This window comes from Noviherbaspirillum cavernae, assembly GCF_003590875.1.
GTDB lineage: Bacteria > Pseudomonadota > Gammaproteobacteria > Burkholderiales > Burkholderiaceae_D > Noviherbaspirillum > Noviherbaspirillum cavernae.
In genome coordinates, this window is record NZ_QYUN01000002.1 from 1,509,816 (window position 1) to 1,522,855 (window position 13,040).

A 13,040-nucleotide genomic window follows, 5' to 3' on the forward strand; every position below is an offset into this window, starting at 1 on the left:
AGGCAAGTTTGAGAATTATCAAATACTTCAAAGCAAACATTTTGCATACTTTCCCATCAGAAAAATTCCCCCGTCCCCAAGCAAAATAAAGCCATGAAGAAAAAGCCAAGCACTGAAGCCATCATCGACGACCTCATTTCCGCAAGCTGCGCGGCAGATGCCAGCCCCCGTGAAAAACATGTGCTCCGCGAATCCCTGCGCGGTTTGGTGCGACTTGCAAAGGCGGAGCAGATGATGGAAATGAGGGCCGATGTGGACAAGCTTACCGGCGCAATCGCTGCGCGCGCTGCGCGGCGTCGTGCGAAGGCCTTGCTGCTCGCCCAGCGCTTGTCGTTTACGGCGGGCGACATGCAAAGGCAGCTGGAGTTCAGCCGCGGCTGACGTTCCCGCCGGCTGACATGCCGGACGGCATGCGCAGGTGCTGTGCGTGCCGTGGACGAGCCTGGCAAGCCGCAGGCCACTGTACTTCAAGCTTCGATGCGAATCGGCATAAAATCCCGGTTCCGCAGCTCTTGTCGCACAGTACAGATGGCCATGAAAGTCTATAACCTCGGTTGTGAGCATCAACATCGTTTCGAAGGCTGGTTTTCCTCTGAAGAGGATTGCAGCGCACAACTGGCGCGGCAAGAACTGGCGTGTCCCTTGTGCGGCAATCGAGGGATTGCCAGGCTTCCTTCCGCGCCGCGCCTGAACCTTGCCGGTATGCAGAAAGTAGAGTCTGACATTCAGAATCAGGTGCAGGAAAAATTGCTCGAATTCACTCGTCACATCGTCCGCAATACTGAAGACGTTGGCGATCGCTTTGCGGAAGAAGCGCGCCGCATCCACTACAACGAAATTCCGGAGCGCAGCATTCGAGGGACGGCGAGCGCCGATGAATGCGAGGCATTGGCGGACGAGGGCATCGGTGTGCTGCAATTGCCCATGCCGGCGGTGTCGAAGCAAACGCTGCAATAGACAGTACACGTTTGCGCATGCCATTGACTGACGTCAATGTGCGACGCCTTTGGCGATGATTCCGGGGGCGCGGCGAGAACAACGTTCTCTCGGCATGCCGACGTCCATTGAACATTGCTGTTTTTCATCCCGCTTCACATCTTGATTTCACATCCTGATTCCTCTTCTACGAGGATCGTTGATCCATCCTTTTTCTGCAGTCAACAACGCGCAATTCACCTGCCATAGTGGCTGCAAATTAATTGAACATACGTTCGCAAATTCCGCTATTATTTAGAACGGTCGTGCTTTTTAGCCGCAATCATGAGGAGACAGCATGGATTTGAATTACACGGCGGATGATCTGGCTTTCCGCGATAGCGTTCGCGCCTTTCTGGACGCGAGCCTGCCCAAGGACCTGCAGGACAAGGTGCTGAATCACAAGCGCCTGTCGAAGGAGGATATCGTCCGCTGGCACAAGATCGTCGCCAAACAGGGCTGGGTCGGCACCGGCTGGCCGGTCGAGCATGGCGGCACCGGCTGGTCTCCCGTGCAGCGTCACATCTGGGAAGAAGAGTGCGCGCGCGCCGGCACGCCGCCGATCCTGCCGTTCGGCGTCAACATGGTGGCGCCGGTCATCATGGCTTTCGGCAACGAAGCGCAGAAGCGGCACTATCTGCCGCGCATCCTGAGTTGCGAAGACTGGTGGTGCCAGGGTTATTCCGAACCGGGTTCCGGCTCGGATCTGGCATCACTCAAAACCCGCGCCGAGCGTCAAGGCGATCACTACATTGTCAACGGTCAGAAGACATGGACCACGCTGGCGCAACATGCCGACATGATTTTCTGCCTGGTGCGTACCGATCCGAACGCACGCAAGCAGGAAGGTATCTCGTTCCTGCTGATCGACATGAAGACGCCGGGCATCACGGTGCGGCCGATCATCATGCTCGACGAAGACCATGAAGTGAATGAAGTCTTCTTCGACAACGTGAAGGTTCCTGTACAGAACCTGATCGGCGAAGAAAACAAGGGCTGGACGTACGCGAAATACCTGCTCGGCCACGAGCGCACCAATATCGCTGCAGTGGGCCGCGCCAAGCGCGAACTGCTGTTTCTCAAGCGTGTCGCCAACGAGCAGCGCAAGAACGGCAAGCCCTTGCTGGAAGATCCGGTGTTCGCAAGCAAGGTTGCCAGCCTCGAAATCGAAATCATGGCGCTGGAAATGACGGTGTTGCGTGTGCTGTCGCTGGAGAGCGCCAAGCGCGGCCCGGGACCGGAAGCGTCGATGCTGAAGGTGAAGGGTACCGAGGTGCAGCAGATGCTGACAGAACTGATGGTGGAAGCCGTGGGACCATATGCGTTGCCGTTCGACGCGACGTATCTCGAAGGTGAGCGCGAACACAGCATCGCGCAGGACGACGATGCCGCACCACTTGCGCCGTACTACTTCAACTACCGCAAGACATCGATCTACGGCGGCTCCAACGAAATTCAGAAAAACATCATCACCCAGATGATTCTGGGACTGTGAGGCGACCATGAACTTCAATATCACGCAAGAGCAGCAACAATTCGCCGATGCCCTGCGCCGCTGGGTCGACAAGGATTATTCCTTCGAGCATCGCAACAAGATCATCCATTCGGAGCAAGGCGTGTCCGGCGAGGCTTGGGCGACGCTGGTGGAACTCGGCATGACGGCATTGCCGGTTCCTGAGGAGCAGGGCGGCTTCAATGGTTCCGCGATTGACATGATGGTAGTGATGCAGGAACTGGGTCGCGGCCTCGTCGTCGAGCCTTACTTCGCTACTGTGCTGGGCGCGCAGTTCCTGAAGCTGGCTGGTGGACAGGAAGCGTTGCTGGAACAGGTCGCCGGCGGCGAGTTGAAGCTCGCGGCCGCGCTCGGCGAAAAGCAATCCCGCTACGAAATGTTCGACATCGCAACGACGGCGAAAAAGAATGGTGACGGATATGTCCTCAATGGCACCAAGACGGTAGTGATCCACGGCGGGCAGGCAGACAAGCTGATCGTGTCGGCGCGCACCGGAAGCGGACAGCGCGACACCAGCGGCATTTCCTTGTTCGTCGTGCCGGCCGATGCTGCGGGAGTGTCGCGGCGCGATTACCGTACGATCGATGGCCAGCGCGCAGCCGATATCACGTTCTCGAACGTGCAGATGCCCGCCAGCGCATTGCTCGGCAAGGAAGGCGCGGGTTGGGACATTCTGGAAGCTGCAACGGACTATGGCGCGACGCTGTTGTGCGCAGAAGCAGTCGGTGCGATGGAGGCGCTCAACGCCGCCACGCTCGAATACCTGAAGACCCGCCAGCAGTTCGGCGTGCCGATCGGTAAATTCCAGGCATTGCAGCATCGCATGGCAGAAATGTTCATGCAGATGGAACAGGCGCGCTCGATGGCGACGCTGGCTGCGGTAAAGGTCGCGTCTTCCGATCCGGAAGAGCGCCGCCGCACCGTGTCCGCCGCCAAGGCGCGCATCGGGCAGGCTGCCAAATACGTTGGCCAGCAGGCGGTGCAACTGCATGGCGGCATGGGCGTGACCAATGAATTGCCGGCGGCGCATCACTTCAAGCGCCTGACGATGATCGATGTGACGCTGGGCGACACCGACTATCATTTGGCGCGATTCGCGGCACAGCCAGGCTTCAAAAAATCGGCTTGACGTTTTCACTTGAACGGGAGAGGGCGGCATGTCGCAACTGAAGTGGTACTTTGAAGATTTTGAAGTCGGCAAGACCATCGCGGTCGGGTCTTGCACTGTGTCGGAAGAAGAGATCATCGAGTTTGCAACCAAGTTCGATCCTCAACCCTTTCATGTCGACAAGGCCGCCGCTGCGCAGTCCATGTACGGCGGCATCATCGCCAGCGGCTGGCACACCTGCGGCATGATCATGCGCCTGATGGTGGATGGCTTTCTGAAGGAAGCCGCGAGCCTCGGTTCGCCGGGCGTGGATGAGATCCGGTGGCTGAAGCCGGTGCGCGGCGGCGACACGCTGACAGTCACCACCACTGCGCTGGAGTCGCGTCCGTCCGGCAGTCGACCGGATCGCGGCGTCATCACCACTTCGTGGGAAGCCAGGAACCAGCACGGTGAACTGGTGGCGACGGTGAAGGGCATGGGCATGTTCCAGCGCCGTCCGAAACCCGCAAACCTCGAATAAGAATTGGAGACAATATGCGCGAAATCTCGTCCCTCGCGGAATTGAAAAGCCTGGTTGGTCAGGAAGTGGCGGTATCGGATTGGGTGCAGATCACCCAGGAACGCGTGCAGCTGTTTGCGGATGCCACCGGCGATCATCAGTGGATCCATCTCGATGTCGAACGCTGCAAGAAAGAGTCGCCGTTTGGCGGCACCATCGCGCACGGATTTCTGACCTTGTCGCTGTTGCCGATGTTGATGGAGCACACCGTTCGCATGAGCGATGTGAAGATGATGGTGAACTACGGCTTGAACAAGGTCCGCTTTCCGGCGCCGGTGCCGGTCGGGAGCAAGGTGCGCGGACGGATGGCTCTGCTGAGTGTCGAGGATATTCCGGGCGGCGCGCAGGTGACATGGCAAGTCACGATCGAATGCGAAGGCGGCGACAAGCCGGTGTGCGTCGCGGAATTGATCGGACGACGATACGGCTGATGGAATGTCTTGTCAGGTGCGCTCTGCAGGCGTACCTGATAAGGCAGAGCGTCGTTGCGACGCTCTGTGTTTCCGCTCAATGCTTCTCATACTGCGTCCTGCCAAACAGGATTTCCTTCGCCTTGTCGTCGAATGGCTTGCTGCTGTTTGCCAGCACTTCCACTCCGCGCTTGACGGCGGACCGCTCGCTGATCTCATCGAACCAGCGTTTCGCATGCGGGAAGTCGCTCCAGTCGACGCCCTGATTCTTCCATGAACGCAGCCACGGAAACGTCGCGATGTCGGCGATTGTGTACTCGTCGCCTGCGAGATAGGCATTCTTCGAAAGCTGCGTGTCGATCACGCCGTATAGCCGGTGTGTCTCGTTCGTGTAGCGGTTGACCGCGTACTCGATTTTCTCCGGCGCGTAGACGCGGAAATGATGCGCCTGGCCGAGCATCGGGCCGACGCCGCCCATCTGGAACATCACCCACTGCAGCGTCGTGAATCTTTCACGGTCGGTGCGACCGAGGAATTTGCCGGTCTTGGATGCCAGATACACCAGGATCGCGCCGGATTCGAACAGCGACATCGGTTTACCGTCCGGTCCTTGCGGATCGACGATGGCGGGAATCTTGTTGTTCGGCGAGATCGCAAGGAACTCCGGCTTGAACTGGTCGCCGGCGCCGATGTTGATGTGGTGAATGCGGTAGGGCAGTCCGCATTCCTCCAGCATGATGTGGACCTTGTGGCCGTTGGGAGTCGCTGCGGAATAGACGTCGATCATGTTTCCTCTCCTGTAGATGGCATATGGCGATGGTGGAACCTCGAACTTCTGCAGGGATTATGCAGAACTTCGAGATTCCGTGCCGTGCGCCGGTCGGCAGGAGAGGACGCCTGCGGGCTACCCTGTGAAGGGCGCCTATGAGCGCGTGATCGGCAGTTCCTGCTCGGTCGCCGGGACGTGCATGTGCTTGGCCAGTTCAAGCTTGGCGATCGCGTTGCGGTGCACTTCGTCCGGGCCGTCGGCGATGCGCAGCGTGCGGTTGCCTGCCCATTGATAGGCGAGCGGGAAGTCCTCCGACACGCCGCCCGCACCGTGCGCCTGGATTGCCCAATCGAGTACCTGCTGCGTCACGTTCGGCGCCAGCACCTTGATCATGGCGATCTCGGCCTTGGCGTGCTTGTTGCCGACGGTATCCATCATGTAGGCTGCCTTGAGCGTGAGCAGGCGTGCGGTGTCGATCATGATGCGCGCCTCGGCGATGCGCTCGTGCCAGATGCTTTGCTCGGAAATTCTCTTGCCGAACGCGATGCGCTCGTTCAATCGTTTGCACATGTATTCCAGCCCGCGTTCGGCCACGCCGATGGCGCGCATGCAGTGATGGATGCGGCCCGGGCCGAGGCGGCCTTGCGCGATTTCGAATCCGCGTCCTTCGCCGAGCAGGATGTTCGATGCCGGCACGCGCACGTTTTCGAACAGGATTTCGCAATGGCCGTGCGGCGCATCGTCATAGCCGAACACCGGCAGCGGGCGCTTGATGGTCACGCCTTGGGTGTCCGTCGGCACGAGGATCATCGATTGCTGCGAATGGCGCGGCGCGTCCGGATCGGTCTTGCCCATCAGGATGAAAATTTTGCAGCGCGGATCGCCTGCGCCGGAAATCCACCACTTGCGGCCATTGATCACGTAGTCGTCGCCGTCGCGCTCGATGCGGGTCTGGATATTGGTCGCGTCAGACGATGCAACGGCAGGTTCGGTCATCGCGAATGCAGAACGGATTTCGCCGCGCAGCAAGGGCTCCAACCATTGCTTCTTGTGTTCCTCGGTGCCGTAGCGTTCGATGGTTTCCATGTTGCCGGTGTCCGGCGCGGAGCAGTTGAACACTTCCGGCGCCCAGGGCACGCGGCCCATGATTTCGCACAGCGGCGCATAGTCGAGATTCGACAAGCCTTCGGGAGCACGCGCCGATTTCGGCAGGAACAGGTTCCACAGGCCTTGCGCACGCGCCTTCGGCTTCAGGTCTTCGATGATGCGGGTGGCGAGCCAGCGATTGCCTTTCTCCAGCCCGTTGCGGTCGATCTCTTCCTTGTAGGCCTTTTCGTTCGGATAGACGTGTTCATCCATGAATTTGAGAAGCTTTTCCTGCAATTGCTTGCAACGGTCCGAGTATTCGAAATCCATGATGTCTCCTGTCGTTGTGTGATTTGGCAGTGGTTGTCTTGAACGGGCTTACTTGCTGCTCGCGTAGCTCCAGCCCATCTCTGCCATCGGCCGCGCTGCCTTGCCGGCCTTCAGCGCTTGTTCACTCGACGCCGTGCCATCCACGTAGCGCTTCATGATGCCTTGCAAGATGCCGGCCATGCGGAACATGTTGTAAGCGAGATAGAACTTGAAATCTTCCTTGCGGATCGTCTTGCCGGTGCGTTCGCAGTATTTCGAGATGTATTCTTCCTCGCTCGGAATGCCGAGCGCCTTGTGGTCGAGCCCGCCGATGCCACGGAACTGGCCGGGCGGAATATGCCAGCTCATGCAGTGGTAGGAAAAATCGGCGAGCGGATGGCCGAGCGTAGACAGCTCCCAGTCGAGCACGGCGAGTACGCGCGGCTCGGTTGGATGGAAGATCATGTTGTCGAGCCGGTAGTCGCCATGCACGATGCTGGTCTCGTCGCCTGCCGGAATGTTCTTCGGCAGCCAGTCGATCAGGGCGTCCATCGCGTCGATCTTCTCGGTTTCCGATGCCTTGTACTGTTTGGTCCAGCGGTCGATCTGGCGGGTGAAGTAATTGCCCGGCTTGCCGTAATCGGCGAGGCCGATCGCAGCGTAATCGATCGTGTGCAGCTGCGCGATCACGCGATTCATCTCGTCGTAATGTGCGGCGCGTTCGTCGTTGCTCATGCCCGGCATCGACTGGTCCCACAGCACGCGGCCATCGACGAAATCCATGATGTAGAAGGCGCGGCCGATGATCGATTCATCATTGCACAGCGCGTACTGGCGGGCGGCGGGAAAGCCGGCCTTGTGCAGCGCATCCATCACGCGGAATTCGCGGTCGATGGCATGCGCTGACGGCAGCAGCTTGGCGCTGGGTCCCGGTTTGGTACGCAGCACGTAACGCTGGCCATTCGTCGCCGTCAGCTTGAAAGTCGGGTTGGATTGGCCGCCCTTGAACTGCTCGACGTTCAATTCGCCCGAGAAGCCGTCGACATGCTGATGCATGTAGTCCTGCATGGCACCAAGATCAAATTTCTGGCGCTCCGAAACGGGTCTGGTGCCCATGAATTCTTCGAACATCTTGTCTCCTGTGGGTGGATGGCGCGTAAGTGCGGCAAATGAAATTTATCGGCTCAATGCATTCTATCTCATGAAAGAGTACGGTCGTACTATTTTTAATGTCGCACCTGGCGCAATCGTTGCACCCAGTGTCAGACCGGCCGGGATTTTCTGTATTGATCCAGCAAGACTTCCATCGTCGTGTTGCGCGACTCGCCTTGCAGAAGCGAGGGCGGCGAAAAATTGATGATACGCACCACCCAGTCGGCAGGATCGTCGCCGACATCGAGCGCATTGATGCAGCCGGCGGTTTGCGCCAGGTTGCCGAGGAAGAGGCGCTGGTTGGTCAACGCGTAGGAGAGGATCGCGCGATTGATGCCGCCGTGCAGTACCAGCAGCACCGTATCCCAGGACTTGTCGGCGCGCAGGCGGTCGATGCATGGATGGACGCGATCCATCAGTTGCCCGATCGATTCGCCACCGAGGAACTGCTTGTGCTCAGGAACCAGTCCGTCGAATGCGCCGACAAAGGCATCCTTCAATGCTTCGTCGGGGATCGCCGACAGCTTGCCGCCCTTGATCTCTTCCAGCTCCGGCCATTGCTCGAGTGCGATCGGCTGGCCGGTTTGCTCCAGCACCAGCGTGGCAGTTTCCACTGTACGCGGCAGTCCGGAAACGATCACGCGGTCGAACTGCAGCTTCTCCAGCGCGAAAATTTTGCCTGCCGCAGTGGCCTGCGCGCGGCCGAGTTCGTTCAGCGGCACCTGCTCGGGCAGGTAGGGTTTGCCGGCTGCGTCGAAGTAGGTCACGCTGCCATGGCGCATCAGGTAGATGCGCCGTCGCTTGTGCGGATTCATTTGTAGTGAGGCTTTCTTTTTTCAAGGAAGGCGGTGATGCCTTCCTGCGCATCGCGATGATGCAGGCTTTCGATAAAGCTGATCTTCTCTGCCTCGAAATGCTGCGCCAGCGAGTTGCCGCGCGCTTGCTGCATCAGCGCTTTGACGCGCTCGACCGCGTTGGGCGACTGCTCGGACAGGGTATCGCTCCAGGTCAATGCGGTATCCAGCGCCGTGCCGTCCGCCACCAGTTTGTTGACTACGCCCAGCTGATGCAGGCGCGGCGCGAGAATTGTTTCGCCGCCGATCAGCAATTCGGCTGCAAGCTGATGGGGCAAGGCCTGCGTCAGGAACCACGAGCCGCCGCCATCCGGCGTCAAGCCGACCTTGACATACGACATCAGGAACTTCGCCGATTCGCCGGCCACGATCAGGTCGCATGCCAGCGCAAGGGAAAAACCGGCACCTGCCGCTGCGCCTTCGACCGCTGCGATGACCGGCTTGGGGCAATCGCGGATCGCTTCGATCCAGCCGTTCAGGCTGTTGATCGACTCGGCCTGTTCGGCTTGATCCCTGCTGCGGTTTTCCAGCAGCCGATTCAAATTACCGCCAGCGCAAAAAAAATTGTCGGCCCCTGTCAGGATCACGGCGCGGACCGAATCGTCGCGTTCGGCAGTGGAGAGTGTTTCAATCGCGGCGGCGTAGATGTCGGGATGCAGCGCATTCCTTGCCCCCGGATTGGAAATCGTCAGGATCAGTGTCGCATCGCGGCGGGCAGCTTGGAGTTCGGCAGACATGAGAAGTGGTTTGGGGTTATCGAATTGGAAATCAGGCGTCGGCTGGATGCCGATGCTGTCGCATCGACGACGAGAGCATCGAAGCAACTTTCGCCAATATTATTGCCCAATTGTGGCAGGCCGGGGCGGATCCCTTGCGAATCCATTGCGCACCCCGTTCGCATGAATGCATGGCGCAATGAGCCCGGTCTTGCGGTAAGCTTCCCTTCCAATGCCGTCGCTCAGGCGATGCTGCAGCGACAATGTGCGCCGGCGCGCACGACATCCGATCATTCAAGAGACACATCAGGGAGACAACATGCTGAAACTCTGCGGCTTTGCCGTCAGCAATTACTACAACAAGGTCAAGTTTGCGCTGCTGGAAAAAGGCATCGCCTTTGAAGAGGAAGTGGTGTGGACCGACAAGTCGCCCGAGCTGCTTGCCCGTTCCCCGCTCGGCAAGGTGCCGTTTATCGAAACCGAACACGGCAGGATGTGCGAGTCGCAAGTCATCATGGAATACATCGAATCGACCTATCCGCAAAAGCCGCTGATGCCGGCCAATCCATTCGCGGCGGCGAAGGTGCGTGAGCTGATCACCTTCATGGAACTGCATCTCGAGTTGGTGGCGCGCGAGCTGTATCCGGAAGCGTTTTTCGGCGGCAAGGTGACGGACGAGGTCAAGGCGCGCACGCAGAAGCTGCTGGCGCGCAACGTGAAAGCGTTTGCAAAGCTGGCGAAATTTTCTCCTTACGTTGCCGGCGAAGAATTCACCATGGCCGACTGCGCGGGCCTCGTGCATCTGCCGCTGGTCAGCATGGCGTCGAAGATCATTTACGGGGAAGATGTATTGGCCGAATTGCCGGTGCGCGACTATATGAAGGTGCTCGGCGAGCGGCCATCGGTGCAGCGCGTGAATGCCGATCGCAAGATCAGTCAGGAGGCAATGAAGGCACGCGGCAAATAGCAGCGCCATCCGCCGCAATCGTCTTTCGCACTCGCATCCCTCGCGAGTGCATCAAAAAGTAACAATGATGAACCCCGGCAAACAGGCTTTATCTAAAGGCTATGCGCGGCCATATTCGCGCTGCGCCGGGGGTTCCATGAAACACTTCTTCCTCCCCTTGTTTTTGTCGGCAGGACTTGCCGGTTGTGCTGTCGTGCCGTATGACGCCTATCCAACGTACGAGTCAGGAACGATCGTGAGCGGGCCGTATTACTCGTCGCCGTATTACTACCCTTATTACGCCTGGCCGCCGAGCTATGCCACGTTCGGATTCAACTACGGCTATTGGGGAAATCGTTCCGGGAACGGCCACCATCATGGCCACAAGGGAACGACTGCTGCGCCGGCCCCCGCGCTAACCCCTGTCCCGACTCCGGGGATTGCACCCCGAGGCAGCGGGCATATGAACCCGAGTCATGGGCACGTGATCGGACGCGGCGGCATGCGACGGTAATGGTTCGTCGAGGCCGCCGCTTCAACCCTTCCTTCATTGCGGCTCGTCGGTATCGGGAGCGGGCGCTGTAAATTTCTGCATGTCTTCGCGGCTCATGCGGTGCGGCCGGTGCGGGTCAAGAAGGGGTTCGTCTTCCGGAAAAATATGCTGGTCGCCGGATTGCTTATGATGCATGCGATTGCGATCGGCGGACTGGTTTCTGTTTCGATTCGGATTGTTTGTACTCATCGCAAATTCCTTTTCATCGACTGAACGAAGGTCAAACACTGCCATGCATCGAAGAATGATCGCTATCGATACATGTTGCAGATCAATTTAGAACACGCCTGTGGCGCGGAGTTCGTCATCTCGACTATGCATGTGCGCAAGAGAAATCTTCGATGGTGTGCTTTGGCGCTTTCAATGATGTCGGATCGATGTCGATGCGCCTGATCCGTTCGATGATTTGCGTTTTCTCAATCCACCGATGCATCGTTTCTGCAGCATTTTGAAACATGCATTTGCGCAAGCAATTTCCTCTGCCGGACTCGTTGGAACTCGACGGCTTTCATCGTTGATGCATTCATCGAAAAAGTAAATGCAAATCGCTGATTCGGCGACGATGCATCGAATTTTCATGCTTATTTTTTCCTGTGCAACTGGTTACATTGACAAGACGCGACGCCGCACCGGCAGACCGCTGCGCGCCTTCGCATATCAAAACCATTTAACCAGCCAGGGTGGCGATCGCGCGCATGTCATTTGTATCAACAGTCAACGCAATGTCGGGCCGATGCACCGATGGAAGAACGTGGCGATGATTGATTACGGCGATTCCCCCGCATCTACACTCTGCACAGGTCCCGATGAATCCATCCATTCAGCAGATGCAACCGGTCTCGGAGCAGGAGGACTCGGTTGACCTCGCAAAGTACCTTGGCTTTCTTGCCGACTATAAGTGGCTGATTGTCGGTATCGCACTTGCGACCATGCTGTGCGGAATGCTTTATGTGATGGCGACGCGGCCGGTCCATGACGCGAACATCCTGATTCAGGTGGAAGATCGCGCGGCTGCACCCAAGAGCATTCTTGGCGACATGTCCAGCATCTACGATCTGAAGGTTGGCGTAGCGTCGGAGATGGAGATCCTGCAGTCGCGCCTCGTGGTGGCGCAAGCGGTTGAAAATGCGCGGCTCTACATCACGGTCGAGCCGAAATACCTTCCGCTCGTCGGCGAATGGATGGCGCGCCACAACAGGAAGCCCTCGGACCCCGCGCAGCGCGGCAGCGATGGTAGCGCAGTGGTGGGTTCGTCGAAGCTGTCGGAACCCGGACTGCTGGGTTACGGTGGCTACGTCTGGGCGGGGGAAAAGGCCGACGTCTCGACATTCAATGTGCCGGAGCCACTGGAGAGACAGCCCTTCGTCCTGACGGCCGAAGGCAATGACGGTTATCGCCTGACTCGCGACGAGCATGGCATCGACTTGCAGGGGAGGGGCGGCGAACGCTTGAAGGCGCAGACAGGCCAGGGCGAGATCGAACTCCTCGTCGATCACATGGATACGAAGCGCGGCGCGAAATTCACCGTGACGCGCATATCGCGGATCGCCGCCATCGAGGCTTTGCAGAAGGCATTGAAGATTTCGGAAAAGGGGAAGCAGTCGGGCATCATCGGCGTGTCGCTGGAGGGGCGCGACCCGAAATCGACCGGCCTTGCGTTGAATGAAATCGGACGCGACTACATCCGCCAGAACGAAGACCGAAAGTCGGACGAGGCGGAGAAATCGCTTGCTTTCCTGAACAAGCAGATGCCGGAACTGAAGGAAGAACTGCTGACGCGCTAGCGGCACATACAGGAGCCATATTCAACATCGTGCGCGGCGGCGTGAGCACGGTCGTGGAGATCGAGGAATCGGTGAAGCGCCTGAATCAGGCAGGGCATGCCGTGACCGGCGTCGTGTTCAACGATCTGAAGTCGCGCTATGCGCGTTACGGATACGGATCGAAGCATGGCAAGTATGCCTGCGTGTAATGGCCTTGCCGGCATTGATTGTCGATTGGCCGAATGTCGGTGGACTTGACGACTCCATATGCGATGGTTCCCGCGCAGGAGTGATCTGAATCCGTAGACATTTCGTACGCTTTCATTC

17 protein-coding genes are annotated in these 13,040 nt (G+C 58.6%); 11 read left to right on the plus strand and 6 right to left on the minus strand.

Annotation, left to right across the window (positions count from 1 at the left end; all coding sequences use genetic code 11):
• Positions 1 to 93 precede the first annotated feature (93 nt).
• The 6 genes from D3870_RS07100 to D3870_RS07125 all read left to right on the plus strand — a co-directional run bounded on the left by D3870_RS07100 (position 94) and on the right by D3870_RS07125 (position 4,586).
• Positions 94 to 381, plus strand: a complete 288-nt coding sequence (locus D3870_RS07100; RefSeq protein WP_119737829.1) for a hypothetical protein — start codon at positions 94 to 96, stop codon at positions 379 to 381.
• 153 nt (positions 382 to 534) lie between these two features.
• A complete protein-coding gene (locus D3870_RS07105; protein WP_119741795.1) occupies positions 535 to 957 on the plus strand; it encodes a DUF1178 family protein in 423 nt (140 codons plus the stop codon).
• Positions 958 to 1,273: 316 nt separating this feature from the next.
• A complete protein-coding gene (locus tag D3870_RS07110; protein WP_119737831.1) occupies positions 1,274 to 2,470 on the plus strand; it encodes an acyl-CoA dehydrogenase family protein in 1,197 nt (398 codons plus the stop codon).
• Positions 2,471 to 2,477: 7 nt separating this feature from the next.
• Complete coding sequence (locus tag D3870_RS07115) at positions 2,478 to 3,617, plus strand: acyl-CoA dehydrogenase family protein (RefSeq protein ID WP_119737833.1); 1,140 nt, start codon at positions 2,478 to 2,480, stop codon at positions 3,615 to 3,617.
• A 28-nt stretch (positions 3,618 to 3,645) separates the two neighbouring features.
• The gene (locus tag D3870_RS07120; protein ID WP_119737835.1) at positions 3,646 to 4,116 is read left to right on the plus strand and encodes a MaoC family dehydratase; all 471 of its coding nucleotides are present in this window, start codon (positions 3,646 to 3,648) and stop codon (positions 4,114 to 4,116) included.
• A gap of 14 nt (positions 4,117 to 4,130) precedes the next feature.
• Positions 4,131 to 4,586 carry a MaoC family dehydratase gene (locus tag D3870_RS07125; RefSeq protein WP_119737837.1) on the plus strand — a complete coding sequence of 152 codons (456 nt, stop codon included), beginning with the start codon at positions 4,131 to 4,133 and terminating at the stop codon, positions 4,584 to 4,586.
• Positions 4,587 to 4,662: 76 nt separating this feature from the next.
• Here the strand turns inward: D3870_RS07125 and D3870_RS07130 are convergent, their stop codons facing one another.
• From D3870_RS07130 to D3870_RS07150, 5 genes are all read right to left on the minus strand, one after another.
• A complete protein-coding gene (locus tag D3870_RS07130; RefSeq protein WP_119737839.1) occupies positions 4,663 to 5,352 on the minus strand; it encodes a glutathione binding-like protein in 690 nt (229 codons plus the stop codon).
• Positions 5,353 to 5,487: 135 nt separating this feature from the next.
• On the minus strand, positions 5,488 to 6,750 hold the full coding sequence (locus D3870_RS07135) for an acyl-CoA dehydrogenase family protein (RefSeq protein ID WP_119737841.1): 1,263 nt from the start codon (positions 6,748 to 6,750) through the stop codon (positions 5,488 to 5,490).
• A 48-nt stretch (positions 6,751 to 6,798) separates the two neighbouring features.
• Positions 6,799 to 7,860, minus strand: a complete 1,062-nt coding sequence (locus D3870_RS07140; protein WP_119737843.1) for a phosphotransferase family protein — start codon at positions 7,858 to 7,860, stop codon at positions 6,799 to 6,801.
• Between the two features lie 131 nt (positions 7,861 to 7,991).
• Positions 7,992 to 8,696 (minus strand): histidine phosphatase family protein, encoded by a 705-nt coding sequence (locus tag D3870_RS07145; RefSeq protein WP_199710554.1) that lies wholly within the window; start codon positions 8,694 to 8,696, stop codon positions 7,992 to 7,994.
• Positions 8,693 to 9,472, minus strand: coding sequence for an oxepin-CoA hydrolase, alternative type (locus D3870_RS07150; protein WP_119737845.1), 780 nt, complete (start codon positions 9,470 to 9,472; stop codon positions 8,693 to 8,695). Before D3870_RS07150 ends, D3870_RS07145 begins: the two co-directional genes overlap by 4 nt.
• A 298-nt stretch (positions 9,473 to 9,770) precedes the next feature.
• On the opposite strand from D3870_RS07150, the gene D3870_RS07155 reads away from it, so the two are divergent.
• Both D3870_RS07155 and D3870_RS21985 read left to right on the plus strand, forming a co-directional pair.
• Positions 9,771 to 10,418, plus strand: a complete 648-nt coding sequence (locus D3870_RS07155) for a glutathione S-transferase (RefSeq protein ID WP_119737847.1) — start codon at positions 9,771 to 9,773, stop codon at positions 10,416 to 10,418.
• Positions 10,419 to 10,554: 136 nt separating this feature from the next.
• On the plus strand, positions 10,555 to 10,911 hold the full coding sequence (locus tag D3870_RS21985) for a hypothetical protein (RefSeq protein WP_147375728.1): 357 nt from the start codon (positions 10,555 to 10,557) through the stop codon (positions 10,909 to 10,911).
• A 33-nt stretch (positions 10,912 to 10,944) separates the two neighbouring features.
• On the opposite strand, the gene D3870_RS07160 is transcribed toward D3870_RS21985, so the two are convergent.
• A complete protein-coding gene (locus D3870_RS07160) occupies positions 10,945 to 11,184 on the minus strand; it encodes a hypothetical protein (RefSeq protein WP_119737849.1) in 240 nt (79 codons plus the stop codon).
• A gap of 304 nt (positions 11,185 to 11,488) precedes the next feature.
• Between D3870_RS07160 and D3870_RS21990 the strand changes: the two genes are divergently transcribed.
• The 3 genes from D3870_RS21990 to D3870_RS22275 are packed head-to-tail and all read left to right on the plus strand — an operon-like array spanning position 11,489 to position 12,922.
• The gene (locus tag D3870_RS21990) at positions 11,489 to 11,812 is read left to right on the plus strand and encodes a hypothetical protein (RefSeq protein WP_147375729.1); all 324 of its coding nucleotides are present in this window, start codon (positions 11,489 to 11,491) and stop codon (positions 11,810 to 11,812) included.
• Positions 11,757 to 12,734, plus strand: a complete 978-nt coding sequence (locus D3870_RS07165) for a Wzz/FepE/Etk N-terminal domain-containing protein (protein WP_119737851.1) — start codon at positions 11,757 to 11,759, stop codon at positions 12,732 to 12,734. Before D3870_RS21990 ends, D3870_RS07165 begins: the two co-directional genes overlap by 56 nt.
• 41 nt (positions 12,735 to 12,775) lie before the next feature.
• Positions 12,776 to 12,922 (plus strand): hypothetical protein, encoded by a 147-nt coding sequence (locus D3870_RS22275; protein ID WP_158590400.1) that lies wholly within the window; start codon positions 12,776 to 12,778, stop codon positions 12,920 to 12,922.
• The last annotated feature ends 118 nt before the right edge of the window (positions 12,923 to 13,040 follow it).